This is a genomic window from Agromyces sp. Y558 (assembly GCF_059445415.1).
Genome location: NZ_JCAIUH010000001.1, coordinates 870,328 through 887,725 on the forward strand (window position 1 = coordinate 870,328; position 17,398 = coordinate 887,725).

Sequence of the window (17,398 nt, forward strand, 5' to 3'; positions counted from 1 at the left end):
ACGCGCTGCTCGGGGTCGTAGATTCGTTGCTCGCGGTCACGGGCGAGGTCCTTTCGCATCACGGGTATAGGGCAGTCGGGCGTCGATGGGTTCGGACTCCCACGACGATCGCACCCAGGCGTGCCCGGGCTCATCGCTGATGTGCCAGACGCGTTCGCCGGGGCCCGCCATGACGTTGAGGTAGTAGAGGTCGTTGCCGGGCGGCGCGGCCGCCGGCCCGTGGAAGCCGCCCGGGATGAGCGCCACGTCGCCGCTGCCGACGCGCTCGTCGAGTTCGATCTCCGTCGCGGCCGACGAGGTGGCGCTGAAGAGTGCGTAGGGCGACGCCGCGCCCGTGCCCGTGCCCGCGCCCGAGACGGCGTCGGCCGACTCCGGCGGCGCGACCTCGAAGTAGTAGATCTCCTCGAGCTGCGACTCCCGCCCCGCCAGCTCCTCGTCGTGCTTGTGCGGCGGATACGACGACCAGTTGCCGGCCGGCGTGATCACCTCGCAGACGATCAGGCGCTCGGCGTCGAGCACGGCCGGGGTGCCGAGATCGTGCACCTGCCGGCTCGCGCGCCCGCGACCGCGAAGTTCGACGGGCACTTCGTCGCGTTCGATGCGGCGAAGCGGATGCCGCGTGGTCGCCGGCGCCTCGGCCACGGCGATGCGACCCACGCCCGTGAGCGTTGCGCGCGTTCCCGGCGGCAGGAAGAGGGTGTCGGTTGGGCCGTCGAAGACGGATGCGCGGCCCTCGAGTTCGACTTCGTGCAGCACGTCGTCTTCGGTGAACGCGCGCACGCGGCATCCGCTCGTCAATGGCACGATGAGCCGCTCGACCTCGCTCGCGGGCAGTTCGACCTCGCGTCCGGCGAGCTCGGCGACCCGCAGCCCGGTGTGCTGCCAGCCGGGAAGCGACGAGTCGACGACGATGTCCCAGCCGTCGCGGGCGAGGCTCGCTCGCGGGTGGAACCAGGGGTCGTCGTTCGGCCGGGTCGGCTTCGCCGTCGGGGTCGTGCTCGACTGGTCGGTCACGGTTGCTCCTTCGAATCTCGTCGGCGCCGCAGCACCGCACCGTCGCGTCGTCAGTGCTCGTGCACGAGTGCTGCCGCAGTGTCGACGGCGCGCTGCACGTCTCCGTCGGGAGGATAGATGAGCGTGCGCCCGACCACGAGCCCGCGGACGCCGGGCAGCGCAAGTGCGTGCTGCCAGCTGGCGTACATCGCGTCTGGGTCGTCGGGGCGCTCCCCGCCGAGCAGCAGGGTCGGCAGCGTCGTCGCCGCCATCACTCGCTCCATCTCATCGACCACCGGCAGCTTCATCCAGGTGAAGGCCGAGCTGGAGCCGAGGCCCGCGGCGATCGCGACGGAGGTGATGACGGCGTCGGCGGTGAGATCGTTGACGCTGCCGCCGCCGCGGAGTGAGCTCATGAACGGCTCGAGAATGATCGGCACGCCGGCCTGTGCGGCAGCGGTGACGGCCGCTGCGCAGGCCTCGATCGTCGCCGCCGAGCCGGGGTCCTGCAGGTTGATGCGCAGCAGCGCCTTCGCGACATCGAGGCCGTCGCGCACGATGCCGTCGATGTCGTAGCCCGTGAATCGGTCGTCCATCTCGAAGCTCGATCCGCGGAGCCCGCCGCGATTCATCGAGCCGACGACGACCTTGCCGTCGAGTGCTCCGAGCAGTGCGAGGTCGTCGATGATGTCGGGGGTGCCGAGCACGCCGTCGACGCCGGGGCGGCTGAGGGCCAGGGCGAGTCGGTCGAGCAGCTCGTACCGGTCGGCCATCGCCATGGGTTCGTCGCCGACGCCGAGGGCCCCGCGTGCCGGATGGTCGGCCGCGAGGATGAAGAGCCGGCCGTTCTCGCCGAGCAAGGGCCGGCGCGAGCGAGCGGCGTGGGCGGCCGCGATCGCAGCGGGGTCGTTCGCCCGCCGGTCGCGAATGGCGGCGAATCGGTCGTCGTCGACGAATCGTCGAATGGTCTCAGGATGCATCGGCGGCCCCTCCGTCGCGTGCGTGCTCGGGTTCGAGGGCGACCGCGGTGCCGGCGCCGGCGCGGCTGCCTGCGCGTTCCCGGGCGAGCTCCTCGACCTCGGCGGTCGTCGGCATCGCCGTCGAGCACTCCCGGCGGGAGGCGACGATGGCGCCGGCGACGTTCGCGAAGGCGATCGTGCGCTCGAGCGGCCACCCCGCGAGCAGGCCGTGGCAGAACGCGCCGCCGAATCCGTCGCCGGCGCCCAGCCCGTTGACGACCTGAACCGGAAAGGCGGGCGACTCGACGGTCTCATCGCGTGTCTTCGCGAGCACGCCGTGGGGGCCGCGTTTCACGACGGCGAGCTCGACGCCGCGATCGAGCAGCGCATCGGCCGCGCGGTGCGGGTCGCGCTCGCCGACGGCGACCTCGCACTCGTCGAGGTTGCCGATGGCGACGGTCACCGAATCGAGGGCGGCGGACACCTCACGCCGCGCCTCATCGACGGAGGGCCAGAACATCGGGCGGTAGTCGAGGTCGAGCACGGTGTGCTGTCGTCGCCCGCGAGCGAGCCACGCGGCGTGGTGGGCTGCCCGGCTCGGCTCCTCGCTCAGGCCGGTCACGGTCGACCAGTAGATCGTCGCCGAGCGGATGTCGTCGAGCGGCAGGCTCTCGGGCGTGATCTCGAGGTCGGGCGCTTTCGGCTTGCGATAGAACGTGAGCGGAAAGTCGTCGGGCGGGAAGATCTCGCAGAAGGTGAGCGGTGTCAACAGCTCGGGCACGGTCGCGATGAATCGCGGGTCGACGCCGAAGCTGCCGAGTTCGCGCCGAATGTATCGACCGAAGGCGTCGTCGCCGGTGCGGGTGATCACGGCGCTCCGGCGCCCGTGCCGGGCGGCGGCGATCGCGACGTTCGTGGCGCTTCCGCCGACGGACTTGCTGAAGAGCTCGGCTTCGTCGAGGTGCACGCCGTCGCGCGTCGGATAGAGGTCGATGCCGACGCGACCGATGGTGATGAGGTCGAAGGGCGATGCTGTCGTGTTGGTCATACTGCGTCGTACAACTTTCTGCCGGTGCCGCGTGCGGTATCAGCAGTCTACACAGAATGTCCTAACAAAGTGGAGCGAGCGGATGCCCCGGGCCTCAGCCGCGGCATCCGCTCACCTTTGCTCAGCTCGCCGGCGTGATGTTGTGATTCTGCCGGAACACGTTGCCCGGGTCGAGCTGCGCTTTCACGCGGCGCAGACGTTCGAGCGTGGCCGGCGGGTACATCGCCCGGATGACCTCTTCGCCTGTCTCGACCGAGAAGTTGCCGTAGACGCCGCTCGTGAACGCGAGGGCCGCGTCGTTGCCGGCCTTCACAACCGCCACCTGTTCGGCCGGTGCATCCGTGGGCAGCACGCCGTTGACGATGAGGAACGCCTCGGCGTCGCGGTGGGCGATGGCCGTGGCATCAGGCGCAACGCGCGAGAACGCGCCGCCGAGAGCGCGCAGCATGGCCATCGTCGGCACCTCGCGGTCGTATGCGGCGGCGACCGCATCGAGCGCTGCATCGGAGAGCTCGGGCACGAAGCCGTTGCCCCCGACGAACTGGAGCGGCGGGCGCCCGGGCGGGGCGTCTTCGAGCAGGTCGCCGTAGTCGACCGGCGCGAGCGAGACCTCGGTGACCGACGGGAGTGCGAGGAGCGGCGCGAGCAGCTCACGAAGTCGCTCCTCGCTGCCCTGCAACGCGACGCCGAGCTGCGGGCCGGCGGGCACGCCCGGGGCGAACGCCGGCATCAGCACGAGCGTCGAGTTCAGCTCGTCGGGGCCGCCGCGCATGATGTCGCGCCACGCCCGCAGCACCGCCGGCACGTCGGATCGGTCGAACCGCACGTGCCCGCCGACGAGGCCGTCGGCGGGCACGGCCTGGAAGACGAATCGCGTCACTACGCCGAAGTTGCCGCCGCCGCCGCGGAGCGCCCAGAACACCTCGGGGTGCTCGGTCTCGTTCACCGTCAGCACCTCACCGGCCGCGGTAACGAGCTCGGCCTCGCGGAGCGCGTCGATCGCGAACCCCTGCCCGCGGACCAGCCATCCGATGCCCCCGCCGAGGGCGAGACCGCCCACGCCGACGTCGCGGGTGTCGCCCGAGCTGATGCCCAGACCGTGCGGAGCGAGTGCTGCGGCGACATCGCCCCAGCGCGCGCCGCCACCGACGGTGACGAGACCGTCGTCGCCGACTTCGATGGCCGTGAACTCGGCGAGGTCGACGACGAGGCCGTCTTCGACCGGAACGAGGCCGTGGCCGCCGCTGCGCACGGCGATGGGAAGGCCAGCCGCCGCCGCGAGGCCGACAGCGGCCGCGACTTCTTCGGCGATGTGCGGCCGGACGACCGCTTCGGGTTCGCCGACGCCGGCGAAGACGGTACGGCCGGCGTCGTATTCGGTTGCGCCGGGACCATGCGCCCGGCCTGGAATTCGCTCACTGAGATCGGAGAGAAGAGACATTTCGCCAGTCTGGCAGCGGCCTGCGACATCCGGAACGCTGCTCGCTCAGCGCTGAATCCGTGCGTTCGCATGCTCATCGATCGGCACCTCAGTGTGTCGAAACCCATGCGTGGCGAGTTCAGGTGAGTTACGAGACACCCATCTCACTTGAGGATCCATCCCCGGGCAGTGTTGCGCCCGACTGATCATCTGCGAGGCTTTGCCGCATGGGATCTTTCGAGGCGTACGTCTTTGTCGACGGACGGTGGTCCTCGCACGAGGCGAGTCACGGCCCGTTTCTTGCGGTTTCGCTTCACGACAGCGACGTTGCGACGGTGACATACGCCCCTGGCCCACAACACGGCGGGCGGGCCTACCTCGGCTTTCAACCCCGCGACTACTTCGAAGACCCGACTGCGAGCGATGACGTGAATCTTGACGAGCAGGCCGCCGGACTGTCGGTCTGGGCGCGCGAGGTGCTTTCCGCGGAAGTCGACCCAGCGCGCGTGCGGTCGTTGCTGGCCGAACCCGGAGTCGAAGAGCCAACGGATGACTTCGTCGAGGACACTGTGCGTCGCTTGATAATGGTGCTCGGGCTTCCGCTGCCGGATGATCTCGTAGCCGCTTAGTGCGAGTCACGCTGCCGAGTTTCACCGACCAAGACCCGATGATCGCGGCGGCTACCGACTGGGCGGTATCGCACGAGGCCTACATGGTTGTTGTCGAATAACCATCCGCATCCTCGACGTCCCCCGCGCTGCTCACCACCGTGCTTGCCCTCACCGGGTCCGCCGATGTTCGCAGAACCCGGGTTCCCGCACCGTTACTCAGACGGCGTCCGCAAGGGATCCATGGCAGGAGACCGCCGGAGCTCGATCGTCGTTGCGCCCCTGTCAACCGCCTGGCGCGCTGGTGAAATCGAATGAGGCGCTGTCGCCGTCGAGTGAGGCGACGGTGACCGTATACGTGCTGCTTTCCTTGCAGTACACGACGAAGGCATCCGTAGCGCTCGCGCCCGGCTCGATGATCGAGGGGAACTCGCCGATCGCATAACCTCGGTGCTCCGTCGTCACTGATCCGGCGCGACCGCCGAAGGGAAGATCCCACTCGGTCGAGCTTGAGCCGCCGAATACTGCAAGGTCGCTTTCGTTGAACTCGATCGGTGTGGGGCTGACGTTCTCGACTTTCACTCCGACTCCGCAGTAGCCGTCGAGGGAGTACCCGATCTGATCAGCTGAGATCCGCAGGCCCGCTGTCTCGACCTCATCGGGAGACGACGTCCTCAGCTCGAAGAGGCTGCACCCAGCCAGCAGCCCCACGGAAATGAGCCCACCTATCAGCCCAGCTGTTGTTCGGGCGGCTAGCGGAAATCTTCGCGACATGGCCCGAGCGTATGCGATCTCCCGGAGCCGTTGGCCACGCACATCGATCATGCGATTGCCGTCCCGTGCACTCAGCGCCGGGTCGCCCTACTACTGCTGAAGCGTGCGGATCGGCCGAGGTACGCAGAGTTCTCCATGGCTTGCCCGAAAGCCGATCCCTCCGCGGCTCACTGCCGAAAGCTGAGTCCGCGTGCTGTCAGCTCTTCTCGGAGGATACGGATTGCTTTCGGGCCCACGCCATGAATCTTCAGCAATTCCGACTCCGAGACTGCCGCCAACTGGTCGTATCGGGTGAAGTGATGGATCTCGAGTTTGCGCGTCGCCACCTTCCCCAACGATCGGGGAAACTCCGAGTCGCCATGAGTCGTAGACATCGACCTGCCTTCCGGATCTCTCTCCAACGGTAGCGCGGCGGGTTGGTCCGTCACTAGGGGGAACGTGCATCTCGTAGCGGGATCCCTGATCGGACGCCCGCAGCCGGATCGCCGAGGAGCGAGACTGTACACGTGGAACCGGTCATCGTCTTGGGCACTGAAAGCGAAGGGGTGTCCGTCGTCGATGTCGGCGGCTTGCACGGCAGTGCACCAGACCGAGCGCTTGTGCAAGTGAGCGCCAATGGTCTGAGGGCTACTCAGTGGGTCGGTGAGTACCCCGACTTCCGTGGCCTGGTGAAGTATTTCACTGACTTGGAACGACGGTGGCGCGGCTGGCAGGGAACGAAGACGTGGATCTCCCTTGAGGGAGATCTCGCCTTCGCCGCCACTCACTCGGGGTCTCACGTGATCTTCTCCATGAGCGTCGAATCACCCTCGGACTGGAAGGTTCAGGTCGAACTGAGCATCGGTGCCGGCGAGGACCTTTCTGCCGCGCGGGCCGAGGTTGCACGCCTCTTCGAAAGATGAAATCACGTCGCGTAGGTGCGCGATGCGCGATTAGGCCTTTGCAGGTCTCGACGACGGATCCGCAAAGGGTTCTAATCAGGGCGTCGAGTTTGATGGAGCACGTCATCGATTCGGCCCCAGAGATCGAGAGCCTCGTCGCGCGTCCAACCCACCCGGGTCTGGAACTCCCAATCCTCGACCAATTCCAGGGACTCTAGTCAGGAGAGCCCCGTCGCGAGGCAGCGATCTACGGCGTCGTAGCAGCCACTGACAGCCGTCTCAGGAAAGTACAGCTTTCTGAGACGATGGCCGGTTGGTAGGTGCTTGATTGCTGCTCCGCGCTATCCCGGCCTGTGATCTCTGGCGCTCTTCGGCCGCATTCTGTGGTCTCTAGTTGGCGCATCAAGCTGGATCCGCCAACATCCAGAGCGGCCACAACATCTCATATCCCATGGGATACGAGACGGGCGTGAAGGGTGCGTATGGCGACTAACAACACGGTGTGCCACAGTCTTCTATTCACTTCCGAGTATGTAGTCCGATGACCTGAACATCCGGCTGGCGCAGACCAGACCGGACCTTTTCGCTACCCGGTCGCGCACCAAGTTACTTGCCGGTCTGGAAAGAAACCGTTACGCTTTCCATTGTGGAAAATCATTCTATGTATCCCTCACCAGACGAAGCCACAGCGGCGCTGAACACGCTGTCGACCGACCGGGAACGCCTTGCCGCGAGCGTGCACGTGCCATGGGTGTTGTTGGCGGCCTTCGGAGGCGTGGGTGCGTGGTGGGTATCGGCTGCTGTCACCACTAATCCCGGCGAGAACTACGAACCGCCTTCGTCGGTTTGGCTGGCCCTGGTCGGCACGCTCGTGGTCGCGTACTTGATCCGGCGCGAGACCGGCGTCCGCTTTCGCAAGATGGGCACGCGTGCTGGCTGGGCGATGGTCGGGATCATCGCCGTTTGCCTTCTGCTCTTTAGCATCTCTCTCGGTTTCGTGTCGTTCGGTATGCAGTGGGCTGTCGCGCTTACCAGTTTGGTTGCGTTCGCGGCGACGACTTGGCTGGCCGGTGTCGCATATCGATCAGCAGTGGAGCAATTGCGCCATGAGTGAGGCTCGGTTCGACGAGACCATCCATGCACCTGTGCGGCTGCGCATCTGCGGGCTCCTGCGCCCGGTCGACCATCTTGATTTCGCCGTGCTCCGTGACGCACTGAACGTGTCGGACGCCACCCTCTCCAAGCATCTGAAGACTCTCGCCACAACCGGATACGTCACCTCGAGCAAAGCCGCATCCGCAGGCCGCGACGATGCACGCCGGGTCACCTGGCTGACCCTCACCCGGACGGGACGATCCGCGTTCGACGCGCACGTGCGTGCACTGCAACAGATCGCAGGGTCCTCCGCCTGACCTGAAAGCGGTCGACACAGCAGTAACGCCGGTACGGAAAGAACTTCACCGCGCCCGCATGGGCGCCGCGCAGCTCGCCCCTGCAATGGTGAGTCGTCTCATAACCTCGGCGTGTCACAACCCATGTGTTATGAGGCACTTATGTTACGAGACAGATCCGGCTGGAGTGCCAACTAGCCCCGCAGTTTCGTCGCTCCGAGTCGACCGCGACGTCGCGCACGTTAGTGGACCCTCTACCGGGTGAGGTGTTGCCGGTCCACTGCATAGAGGCACTCACGAACCGCCCGACCATCGTCGCTATCCGACGTTGACACGAGGCTCATACCGATGCGCTCGCAAAGCGCCCTCGAGGGTAGATTCCCTTCGTCGGTCTTCGCCACGACCAGAACGAAGCCGAACGCGTCTAACGCGGCGTGGACGAGCGCAGCGACGGCTTCGGTCGCGAATCCCTGCCCACCTGAGGCCGGATCGAAGACGTAGCCCACCTCGGCTGTCTTCGGCTGATCGTCGAGCCACACGAGACCAACCTCACCGACCACTTCGGTGGCGTTCTGGGCCTCGACGAGCAGAACGAGTTCGTCACCAGCTTCAGAAAAGGCGGCATCTTCATATGTCGCGAGTTCCTCTTCAGCTTTCTCGCGTGTCCAAACACCCGCTCTGAGGTGGCGAGCGACGTCAGGGCGAGAGCGGTAGGCCAGGACCGCGTCCACATCAGTACGGCGGCAACGCCGAAGGTGAAGTCGAGCGGTGGCTATCACGTCATCGATGTTACCGCCGCGCCGCGCCCCGCACCCTTGCCGGTCGGCTCTCGCACCCAGCTCGTTCCTGGCGGTCACCCCAGTCCCGTCGCCACAGCGATCCCCGGTAGCCTGCCCGATGAAAGCACCCGCAAGTTTGCGTTCTCCACGACACGGTTTCTGCCTCGTAACCCTAGGGATACGAGACGTCTCACGCGTCGCTCCCCGCGCCTTTCGTGAACCCGGGAATCTCGGGGCGGCGACTCTCATAACTACGTCGCATAACCTCCTGCATGAATTTCAGTACTCACCGTTAGTTATGCGACAACCCCAAGCGCAGAATGACGAAGCTGATCGGCTCCGCGCGCGTATCGACGCGCCAGCAATCCACCGACCGGCAAACAGGTCGACATCCTTGCCGCAGGCGTCCGGCGCGATGACCTCTACGTCGACCACGGCAGCTCCGGAGCTGGAGCATCGCGACCAACTTCGATCGCGCGCTCGACGCCCTCCAAGACGGTGACACTCTCGTCGTCACGACTCTGGACCGGCTGGGGCGATCGACACAGAACATGTCAGTTGTCATCACGTGTCAAAGCTTTTGACACGAACGCAATACCTGTAAAAAAATCGACGAAAAGTCTACGCATGAGCATCTCGCCCCACTGCGACGATGTGGTTGAACTCGTTCGTCGGTGCCGGCCTGCTTACGGACCTCAAGGTCGGGAGAGACCGGCTTTTCGTCGACGCATTCCTCAGGCTCCTCCCGCGTGAGGAAGTGAGGAGGATGTCTCGCAGCCGGGTTCGGGCAGAACCGACCCTATTCTGAGCCTCGGATGCCGCGGCATCCGCTCGCCTCGGATCACTCCCCGCTCGGGTGCGCTCCCGCCGCGTCGATGACCCATGCGTACGCGAACGCCCGCTCGCGCCAGGCCGAGTACCGCCCCGAGACCCCGCCGTGCCCGGCCGCCATCTCGATCTTCAGCAGCGGTTCTGCGCCGACATCCCGAAGACGAGCGACCCACTTCGCGGGCTCCACGTAGAGCACGCGCGTGTCGTTGAGCGAGGTCACCGCGAGGATGGGCGGGTAGTGCCGCCCGCCGTGGGCGCCATCGTGCACGTTCTCGATGGGGGAGTACGACTTCATGTAGTAGTAGACCTCTTCGTCGTCGAGCGGGTTGCCCCACTCGTCCCACTCGATGACGGTGAGCGGCAGTGACGGATCGAGGATCGACGTCAACGGGTCGACGAACGGCACCTCTGCGAGGAAGCCCGAGAAGTAGCGGGGCGCGATGTTGGCGACCGCGCCGATGAGGAGGCCCCCGGCGCTGCCGCCCTGCGCGACGAGTCGGTCGGGCGCGGTGATGTCTTGGTCAATGAGGTGCCGGGCCACCGCGACGAAGTCGGTGAACGTGTTGCGCTTCTCGAGCTTCTTGCCGTGCTCGTACCAGAGCCGGCCCATCTCGCCGCCGCCGCGCACGTGCGCCACGGCGAAGATCATGCCTCGGTCGAGCAGTGACAGCCGGGAGATGCCGAATCCGGGGTCGATCGAGAGCTCGTACGAGCCGTAGCCGTAGAGCAGGGTCGGCGCAGGGGTGCCCAGGTCGACGAGGTCGTGCCGATACACGAGCGAGATCGGCACCCGGGTGCCGTCGTCGGCGATCGCCCACTCGCGCCGCTGGGCGTAGCGGGTCGCGTCGTAGTCGCCGAGCACCTGCTGGCGCTTGCGCAGCTTTCGCTCTCCGGTGGCGACGACCACGTCGTACACGGTCGACGGCGTCACGAAGCTCGTGTAGCCGATGCGCAGCGTGGGCTGCTCCCAATCGGGGTTGCCGCCGACGCCGACCGAGAACAGCGCCTCGTCGAACGCGAGTTCGTGCAGGGTGTCGTCGGAGTAGTTGTTCGGGCGCCCTTCGACAGGCTCAGGGAGCGGACTGGCGGGCACCTTCGCGATCGCCACGCGCGGCAGACCCTCGCGCCGGTACTCGACCGCGACGAAGTCGCGGAACGCGTCGACCCCCTCGAGGCGCACGGCGGGATCGTGGGCCAGCAGCATCCGTCGGTCGCCCTGCGGGTCGGATGCCGCGACGCTCACGAGCTCGAAGTTGACGGCTCCGTCGTTGTGCACGATGAGCAGGCGATCTTTGCCGCCGGCGATGACATGCTCGACGTCGTACTCGACTCCGTCTTTGCGAGGCCACACCACGGCGAATTCGCCAGTCGGCTCCGCAGCGTCGAGCAGCCAGGTCTCGCTCGTGACGTTCGAGCCGGCCTCGATGAGCAAGAACTTGCGGCTGCGTGTGAGGCCGACGCCGAGCCAGAACCGCTCGTCGGGCTCGTGGAAGACCGAGACGTCGTCGGATGCCGCGGTGCCGACCTCGTGCCGCCAGATCGTGTCGGGGCGCCACGACTCGTCGACCGTTGCGTAGAAGACGTAGCGACCACTCGCGTCGAACGTGGCGCCGCCCGACGTGCCCTCGATCACGTCGTCGTACTCTCGGCCCGAGCCGTCGAGCGAGCGCAGCCGGATCGTGTAACGCTCGTCGCCCTCGATGTCGATCGCGTAGAGGAGGGTGGACCCGTCGGAGGTGACGTCGAAGCTGCCGAGCGAGTAGAAGTCGTGGCCGGCGGCCTCGACGTTGTCGTCGAGCAGCACCTGCTCGCCGGGGAGGCTCCCTGAGCTTGTCGAAGGGACCGCCGTTTCGCCCTGCCGACTCGCTTCGACAGGCTCAGCGAGCGGAATGGCCGGCGGTTCCCAGTCGTCGGCGCCGGCTGCCGGCACTCGGCAATGGATGCCGTACTGCTGGCCCTCGACCGTGCGGGTGAAGTACCACCAGTCGCCCTCGCGCGTGGGCACGCTGAGGTCGGTCTCTTGAGTGCGGGTCTTGATCTCCTCGAAGATCTGCTCCTGCAGAATCGCGAGGTGCACGGTCTTCGCCTTCGTGTAGGCGTTCTCTTCATGGAGATGCGCGATGACGGCCGGGTCGTCCTTCTCCCGCAGCCACTCGTAGTCGTCGACGACCACGTCGCCGTGATGCACGCGTTCGGTGGGTCGTTTCTCGGTCTTCGGCGGAGTCAGCACGCTCCCACGGTACGCCCCTCCGGCAGCTCGGCAGATCACGAAGATTGTTCACGAAGCGAACCAGAGTTAGGTTAGCCTTAGCTTAATAACTCCGTTCGTACCCGGGAGAAGCGTGTGCTCGCCAACTACCTGATCGGCCTTCGCGAAGGCCTCGAAGCAGGACTCATCGTCGGCATCCTGATCGCGTACCTCGGCAAGATCGGCCGACGCGACCTGTACGGCAGGCTCTGGATCGGCATCGCTATCGCGGTCGCCGTCTCGCTCGGCGTCGGCGCGCTACTGACCTGGGGTCCATACGCGATGACCTTCCAGGCGCAGGAGGTGCTCGGCGGCGTGCTCTCGCTCGTCGCGGTCGCGCTCGTCACCTGGATGATCTTCTGGATGGGCGCCCACGGCGCCGGCCTCTCGAAAGAGCTGCGCGGGCAGGTGGATGCCGCGATCGACCGTTCCTGGTTCGCGATCGTGCTGCTCGGCGCGCTGTCGGTCGGGCGCGAGGGCATCGAGACCGCGCTCTTCGTGTGGGCGAACGTCTCGGGCGGCAGCGACCCCGTGGCCGGCACGGTCGGAGCCCTGCTCGGCATCCTCACCGCCGTCGCCATCTCGTGGGGTATCTCTCGCGGCCTCGTGCGCATCAACCTCTCGGTGTTCTTCACCTGGACGGGCCTCTTCCTGATCCTCGTCGCGGCGGGCGTGCTGGTCTACGGCATCGGCGACCTGCAGGAGGCCTCCGTCATTCCCGGCTGGGGCGTGCACGCGTTCAGCCTCGTCGAGCTCGTGCCTCCGGGCAGCTGGTACGGCACGCTCCTCGGCGGCATCTTCAACTTCACGCCCGAGCCGACCTGGGCGCAGGTCATCGGCTGGGTGTTGTACGTCGCCATCACGACGACGCTCTACCTCGCGATGCTGCACCGGCGACGCCGCCCGGTTCGAACTGAACTCGCTGAGCCTGTCGAGTTCGCTGAGCCTGTCGAAGCGAACCCTCCCGCATGACCGCCCCCTCGACACGCTCAGGGCACTTCTTGCAGACCCACCCTCGATCAACAGGAGCCCCCATGACCCGACGCGCCCTCGCGGCATCCGTTACCGTGACCGCACTCGCGCTGGCCCTCACCGGCTGTGTCGCGAAGTCAGATCTCGCGGCGGCGATCGCCGTCGACATCACCGATGACGGATGCGCCGTGGCCGCCGCCACCGCGCCCGCCGGCGCTGTGACGTTCAGCCTCGCCAACAACGGCTCCGACGTGAACGAGTTCGAGATCCTCGCCGACGACCAGCTGCGCATCGTGGGCGAGAAGGAGAACGTGACGCCCGGCCAGGAGGTCGAGTTCGTCGCCCAGCTCGGCCCGGGCACGTACTACACGGCGTGCAAGTTCCAGCAGGTCGGCGCCCCGATCGGGCTCGCCGAGTTCACCGTCACTGGTGAGACGTCCGCCGTCTCGGCCGACGAGCAGGCGCTCAGCGAGCAGGCCGTCACCGAGTACCTGGCGTACGTGCGTTCGCAGTCCGCCGAGCTGCTGCCGCTCGTCGAGGCGTTCGCCGGCGCCTACGCCACCGGCGACGACGAGACCGCTCGCTCGCTGTTCGCGTCGACGCGCGTGCCTTACGAACGCATCGAGCCGACCGCCGAGGCGTTCGGCGACCTCGACCCGAAGATCGACTTCCGCGAGGTCGACGCCGTCGCCGACGGGCTCGAGTGGACCGGCTTCCACCGCATCGAGAAGGACCTCTGGCCGCCGGCCGCGGGCGACCTCAACTCCGACGGGCAGGACGCCCTGAAGGACTGGACGCCGTCGACTCCCGAGCAGCGTCAGGCGTACGCCGACGGCCTGGTGGCGGATGTCACGGAGCTCCACGACCTCGTGACCGCCGACGACTTCACGGTCTCGCTCGACGCCATCTCCAACGGTGCGATCGCTCTGCTCGACGAGGTCGCAGCGGGCAAGATCACCGGTGAAGAGGACTGGTGGTCGGGTACCGACCTCTCCGACTTCGCCGCCAACGTGCAGGGCGCGGGCGTCGCGTTCGGCGCGGTGCGCGCGCTCGCCGAGTCGAAGGGCGACGAGGGCACTGCCCTTGCGACCGAGATCGACGAGCAGTTCGCGGCGCTCGAGGCGGCGCTCGGCGAGTACGGTTCGCTCGAGTCGGGCTTCGTGAACTACTCCGAGCTCACCGACGCCGACAAGAAGGCGCTGAGCGACCAGGTCAATGCCCTCGCCGAGCCGCTCTCGAAGCTCACCGCGACGGTGCTCGGGGTCTGATGAGCGACGATCGTTCGTCGAGTAGCGCCGCCGGAGGCGACGCGTCTGCTTCGCGGGTTGAGGAGCGCCCGACGAAAGAGGACGCGTCTGCTTCGCGGGTTGAGGAGCGCCCGACGAAGGAGGACGCGTTTGCTTCGCGGGTTGAGGAGCGCCCGACGAAGGAGGACGCGTCTCGAAACCCTGCCCCCCGTGACGATGGTTTCGAGACGGCCGCAGACGGCCTCCTCAACCCGCACAGCGGCGTCAGTCGCCGGCAGCTGTTCGGCTTCCTCGGCGCGGGCGCGGCCGGCGCCGTGGTCGGTGCAGCCGGGGGAGCCGGTGCGGCGCTCGCCGCGACCGGCGGTGGGGCGACGGATGCCTCGGGCGCCGCGGCATCCGCGTTCCCGTTCTTCGGGGCGCACCAGGCCGGCATCGTGACCCCGGCACAGGACCGCCTGCACTTCGCCGCCTTCGACGTCGCCGAGACCCTCGACCGCGACGGGCTCATCGAGCTGCTCACGGAGTGGACGGATGCCGCGGCGCGCCTGAGCCAGGGGCTCGAGGTCGCCGAGGGCGGTGCCGTGGGCGGCTCCGACTACGCGCCGCCCGCCGACACCGGCGAGGCGCTCGGCCTGGCGGCGAGTGGGCTGACGATCACGTTCGGCTTCGGACCGGGACTCTTCAGCGACGCGGGCGGCGCCGATCGGTTCGGGCTCGCGGCGCGGAAGCCCGCGCTGCTCGAGCCGCTGCCGCGGTTCCAAGGCGATGCGCTCGTGCCGGAGATCTCGGGCGGCGACCTCTGCGTCCAGGCGTGCGCCGACGACCCGCAGGTCGCCGTGCACGCGATCCGCAACCTCAGCCGCATCGCGTTCGGCCGCGCGAGCCTGCGCTGGTCGCAGCTCGGCTTCGGCCGCACCTCGTCGACATCGACGACGCAGGCGACGCCGCGGAACCTCTTCGGCTTCAAGGACGGCACCGCGAACGTGAAGGCCGAGGAGACGGCGGCGGTCGACGAGCAGGTCTGGGTCGCGGCATCCGATGACCCGGCCTGGCTCGCGGGCGGCTCGTACCTCGTGGCCCGCCGCATCCGCATGATCATCGAGAACTGGGACCGCGTGCAGCTCGGTGAGCAGGAACAGCTCGTGGGTCGTTCGAAGGGCGAGGGGGCGCCGCTCTCGGGCGGCACCGAGTTCACGGAGCCCGACTTCGAGAAAACTGGCGTCGCCGACAAGCCTCTCATCGACGCGAACGCGCACGTGCGACTCGCGCACCACTCGAACGCCGGCGGCGCTCGTATGCTTCGCAGGGGATACAACTTCGTCGACGGCAACGACTCGCTCGGCCGGCTCGACGCGGGCCTCTTCTTCCTGTCATTCCAACGCTCGCCGCAGCAGTTCATCGACGTGCAGCGGAGCCTCGCGAGCGACGGGCTCAACGAGTACCTGAAGCACGTCGGTTCCGCTGTCTTCGCGGTACCCGGAGGCGTGGCGAAAGGCGAGTTCGTGGGGCAGGCGCTCTTCACCTGAGCGTCCCCGATCTGGCTCTTTCCGGCGACCGCGAGATGTGGTTGAGTGAGCCATGGAATCCGGTGATGTCGCCGTGAAGCCGTTCAGCCGCCGGCTGGCGCTCCTCCTTGCGATGGCGATGTTCGTACTCGTCGTCGACACCTCGCTCATGAACGTGTCGATCTCGGCGGTCGTGGAAGACCTCGGCACGACCGCGAGCGGCGTGCAGGGTGCCATCGCACTCGAGGCGCTCGTCTCCGCCGCGTTCATCCTCATCGGCGGCAAGACCGGCGACCTCATCGGCCGGAAGCTCGCCTACATCCTCGGGCTGCTCGGCTACGCCGTCGGCGCGATCGCAATGACGCTGGCCCAAGACCTCACCGCGATCATCATCTTCTGGGCGATCATCGGAGGCATCGGTGCGTCGCTGCTGCTCCCGGCGATGCAGTCCCTCATCCACGGCAACTTCCAGGGCGCGCAGCAGAAGCGCGTGTACGCCCTCGTCGGTGCCTCGGCCGCGATCGCAGCGGGCATCGGCCCGTTGCTCGGCGGCGTCATCACGACGTTCCTCTCCTGGCGGGTGGGGTTCCTGCTCGAGGCGATCGTCATCGCCGTCGTGCTCTCGGGCATCGGGCTCGTGAAGGACGTGCCCTACACCGGTTCGCGTGCGGTCGACTGGGTCGGCGCGGCGCTCTCGGTCGTCGGCATGGGCGGCATCGTGCTCGGCATTCTCGTCTGGCAGGAGGGCGGGCAGTACGTGGCCCTCATCATCGGCGTCGGGGCGATCGCGCTCGTCGGGTTCGTTTGGTGGCTGCGGGAACGCAAACGACGCGAGCGTGCGACCCTCATCGATCCGGTGCTGTTCGAATCGAAGGTGTTCAAGGCGGGGGTGAGCGGCCAGCTTCTGCAGCAGATCGCCCTCGGCGGCTCGATGATCGTGCTGCCGCTCTACCTCCAGATGGTGCTCGGCTACAACGCGCTGCTCGCCGGTCTCTCGATCGCGCCGCTCTCGCTGAGCATGTTCGCGGTGGCACTGGTGGCCGGGAAGCGAGCGAACGGCCGTCCGAGCTCGATCATCCTGTGGGGCTTCGGGCTCCTCGTCATCGGCTTGGCCGCGGTCGTGGTGGTCGTGCCGCGTGCCGACTCGGGGTGGTGGCTGGCCATTCCGCTGGTCATCGCCGGTGGCGGGCTCGGGCTGCTCGTCTCGCAGCTCAACAACTACACGCTGTCGCCGATCTCCGACGAACGAGTGAGCGAGGCGGCGGGCGTGAACTCCGCCGCGGGTTCCTTCGGGCTCTCGTTCGGCCTCGCCTTCGCCGGCGCCATCATGCTCGCCGTGCTCGCCTTCACGTTCACTGCTCGCGCGGAATCGAGCGCGGTGCTCGAGCCCGCGGAGCAGCAGCGCGTTGCGGTCGCCCTCGAGGAGGACGCCCAGCTGATGTCGGACGAGCAGCTCGAGGAGCTGCTCGCCGACCAGCCCGACGACGTGCAGGAGGAGATCATCGCGATCAACACCGAGTCACGGCCGATCGCGCTGCAGGTCGCCTTGCTCATCCCGATCCTCGCGGGGCTGCTCGGCATCGTCACTGCGTTGCGGATGCGGCGGCTGCCCGACCCGAAACCCTCGGCGGCCGCTGAGGGAAGCGTGCTCGGCTGACCGAAGGCGCACGGAGCTCCAGAAAGAGCGAGCCGCTCGGTGCGGGTGACCCGGGCGCTGCGGCATCCGGCGACTGAAGGTGTTC

15 protein-coding genes and 1 pseudogene are annotated in these 17,398 nt (G+C 67.4%); 9 read left to right on the forward strand and 7 right to left on the reverse strand.

The genetic code is table 11. The annotated features are described in order from the left end of the window. Positions 1 to 36: 36 nt before the first annotated feature. The 4 genes from iolB to AC1C2T_RS04165 form a co-directional block, all read right to left on the reverse strand. Positions 37 to 1,014 carry a 5-deoxy-glucuronate isomerase gene (gene iolB, locus AC1C2T_RS04150; RefSeq protein WP_495384343.1) on the reverse strand — a complete coding sequence of 326 codons (978 nt, stop codon included), beginning with the start codon at positions 1,012 to 1,014 and terminating at the stop codon, positions 37 to 39. Positions 1,015 to 1,064: 50 nt separating this feature from the next. Beyond that, entirely contained in the window at positions 1,065 to 1,973 is a 909-nt protein-coding gene (locus tag AC1C2T_RS04155) for a class I fructose-bisphosphate aldolase (protein ID WP_495361497.1), read from the reverse strand. Beyond that, a complete protein-coding gene (iolC, locus tag AC1C2T_RS04160; RefSeq protein ID WP_495384344.1) occupies positions 1,963 to 3,000 on the reverse strand; it encodes a 5-dehydro-2-deoxygluconokinase in 1,038 nt (345 codons plus the stop codon). The genes AC1C2T_RS04155 and iolC overlap by 11 nt, the downstream gene beginning before the upstream one ends. Positions 3,001 to 3,121: 121 nt before the next feature. After that, positions 3,122 to 4,441, reverse strand: a complete 1,320-nt coding sequence (locus AC1C2T_RS04165; protein WP_495384345.1) for an FAD-binding oxidoreductase — start codon at positions 4,439 to 4,441, stop codon at positions 3,122 to 3,124. A gap of 314 nt (positions 4,442 to 4,755) precedes the next feature. Between AC1C2T_RS04165 and AC1C2T_RS04170 the strand changes: the two genes are divergently transcribed. Then, entirely contained in the window at positions 4,756 to 5,049 is a 294-nt protein-coding gene (locus tag AC1C2T_RS04170; protein ID WP_495384346.1) for a hypothetical protein, read from the forward strand. A 264-nt stretch (positions 5,050 to 5,313) separates the two neighbouring features. Here AC1C2T_RS04170 and AC1C2T_RS04175 read toward each other — a convergent pair whose 3' ends face one another. Beyond that, positions 5,314 to 5,802: a hypothetical protein gene (locus AC1C2T_RS04175; protein ID WP_495384347.1), complete on the reverse strand. Its 489-nt coding sequence runs from the start codon at positions 5,800 to 5,802 to the stop codon at positions 5,314 to 5,316. A gap of 506 nt (positions 5,803 to 6,308) precedes the next feature. On the opposite strand from AC1C2T_RS04175, the gene AC1C2T_RS04180 reads away from it, so the two are divergent. The 3 genes from AC1C2T_RS04180 to AC1C2T_RS04190 all read left to right on the forward strand — a co-directional run bounded on the left by AC1C2T_RS04180 (position 6,309) and on the right by AC1C2T_RS04190 (position 8,095). Next, complete coding sequence (locus AC1C2T_RS04180; RefSeq protein ID WP_495384348.1) at positions 6,309 to 6,704, forward strand: DUF6228 family protein; 396 nt, start codon at positions 6,309 to 6,311, stop codon at positions 6,702 to 6,704. 640 nt (positions 6,705 to 7,344) lie between these two features. After that, positions 7,345 to 7,797 carry a hypothetical protein gene (locus AC1C2T_RS04185; RefSeq protein ID WP_495384349.1) on the forward strand — a complete coding sequence of 151 codons (453 nt, stop codon included), beginning with the start codon at positions 7,345 to 7,347 and terminating at the stop codon, positions 7,795 to 7,797. Then, on the forward strand, positions 7,790 to 8,095 hold the full coding sequence (locus AC1C2T_RS04190; protein ID WP_495384350.1) for a transcriptional regulator: 306 nt from the start codon (positions 7,790 to 7,792) through the stop codon (positions 8,093 to 8,095). Before AC1C2T_RS04185 ends, AC1C2T_RS04190 begins: the two co-directional genes overlap by 8 nt. Before the next feature lie 233 nt (positions 8,096 to 8,328). Here AC1C2T_RS04190 and AC1C2T_RS04195 read toward each other — a convergent pair whose 3' ends face one another. Next, positions 8,329 to 8,853, reverse strand: coding sequence for a GNAT family N-acetyltransferase (locus tag AC1C2T_RS04195; RefSeq protein WP_495384351.1), 525 nt, complete (start codon positions 8,851 to 8,853; stop codon positions 8,329 to 8,331). A 320-nt stretch (positions 8,854 to 9,173) separates the two neighbouring features. On the opposite strand from AC1C2T_RS04195, the pseudogene AC1C2T_RS04200 reads away from it, so the two are divergent. Further along, positions 9,174 to 9,407 (forward strand): annotated as a pseudogene (locus AC1C2T_RS04200) (recombinase family protein); the annotation flags it as partial. A 287-nt stretch (positions 9,408 to 9,694) separates the two neighbouring features. On the opposite strand, the gene AC1C2T_RS04205 reads toward AC1C2T_RS04200, so the two are convergent. Then, positions 9,695 to 11,914, reverse strand: a complete 2,220-nt coding sequence (locus AC1C2T_RS04205) for a S9 family peptidase (RefSeq protein ID WP_495384352.1) — start codon at positions 11,912 to 11,914, stop codon at positions 9,695 to 9,697. A gap of 114 nt (positions 11,915 to 12,028) precedes the next feature. Here AC1C2T_RS04205 and efeU point away from each other — a divergent pair, with 114 nt between their 5' ends. The 4 genes from efeU (at position 12,029) to AC1C2T_RS04225 (ending at position 17,313) form a co-directional block, all read left to right on the forward strand. Continuing rightward, positions 12,029 to 12,904 (forward strand): iron uptake transporter permease EfeU, encoded by an 876-nt coding sequence (efeU, locus tag AC1C2T_RS04210; protein WP_495384353.1) that lies wholly within the window; start codon positions 12,029 to 12,031, stop codon positions 12,902 to 12,904. A 62-nt stretch (positions 12,905 to 12,966) separates the two neighbouring features. Then, on the forward strand, positions 12,967 to 14,172 hold the full coding sequence (efeO, locus tag AC1C2T_RS04215; RefSeq protein WP_495384354.1) for an iron uptake system protein EfeO: 1,206 nt from the start codon (positions 12,967 to 12,969) through the stop codon (positions 14,170 to 14,172). Continuing rightward, entirely contained in the window at positions 14,172 to 15,677 is a 1,506-nt protein-coding gene (gene efeB / locus AC1C2T_RS04220) for an iron uptake transporter deferrochelatase/peroxidase subunit (protein WP_495384355.1), read from the forward strand. The genes efeO and efeB overlap by 1 nt, the downstream gene beginning before the upstream one ends. Before the next feature lie 52 nt (positions 15,678 to 15,729). Beyond that, positions 15,730 to 17,313: an MFS transporter gene (locus AC1C2T_RS04225; protein ID WP_495384356.1), complete on the forward strand. Its 1,584-nt coding sequence runs from the start codon at positions 15,730 to 15,732 to the stop codon at positions 17,311 to 17,313. Positions 17,314 to 17,398 lie beyond the last annotated feature (85 nt).

Coding starts and splice junctions, on each gene's coding strand:
- AC1C2T_RS04185 (WP_495384349.1), top strand. CDS start 7,345: ATGTATCCCTCACCAGACGAAGCCACAGCGGCGCTGAACACGCTGTCG.
- AC1C2T_RS04175 (WP_495384347.1), bottom strand. CDS start 5,802: ATGTCGCGAAGATTTCCGCTAGCCGCCCGAACAACAGCTGGGCTGATA.
- efeB (WP_495384355.1), top strand. CDS start 14,172: ATGAGCGACGATCGTTCGTCGAGTAGCGCCGCCGGAGGCGACGCGTCT.
- iolC (WP_495384344.1), bottom strand. CDS start 3,000: ATGACCAACACGACAGCATCGCCCTTCGACCTCATCACCATCGGTCGC.
- AC1C2T_RS04225 (WP_495384356.1), top strand. CDS start 15,730: ATGGAATCCGGTGATGTCGCCGTGAAGCCGTTCAGCCGCCGGCTGGCG.
- AC1C2T_RS04165 (WP_495384345.1), bottom strand. CDS start 4,441: ATGTCTCTTCTCTCCGATCTCAGTGAGCGAATTCCAGGCCGGGCGCAT.
- AC1C2T_RS04155 (WP_495361497.1), bottom strand. CDS start 1,973: ATGCATCCTGAGACCATTCGACGATTCGTCGACGACGACCGATTCGCC.
- AC1C2T_RS04190 (WP_495384350.1), top strand. CDS start 7,790: ATGAGTGAGGCTCGGTTCGACGAGACCATCCATGCACCTGTGCGGCTG.
- efeO (WP_495384354.1), top strand. CDS start 12,967: ATGACCCGACGCGCCCTCGCGGCATCCGTTACCGTGACCGCACTCGCG.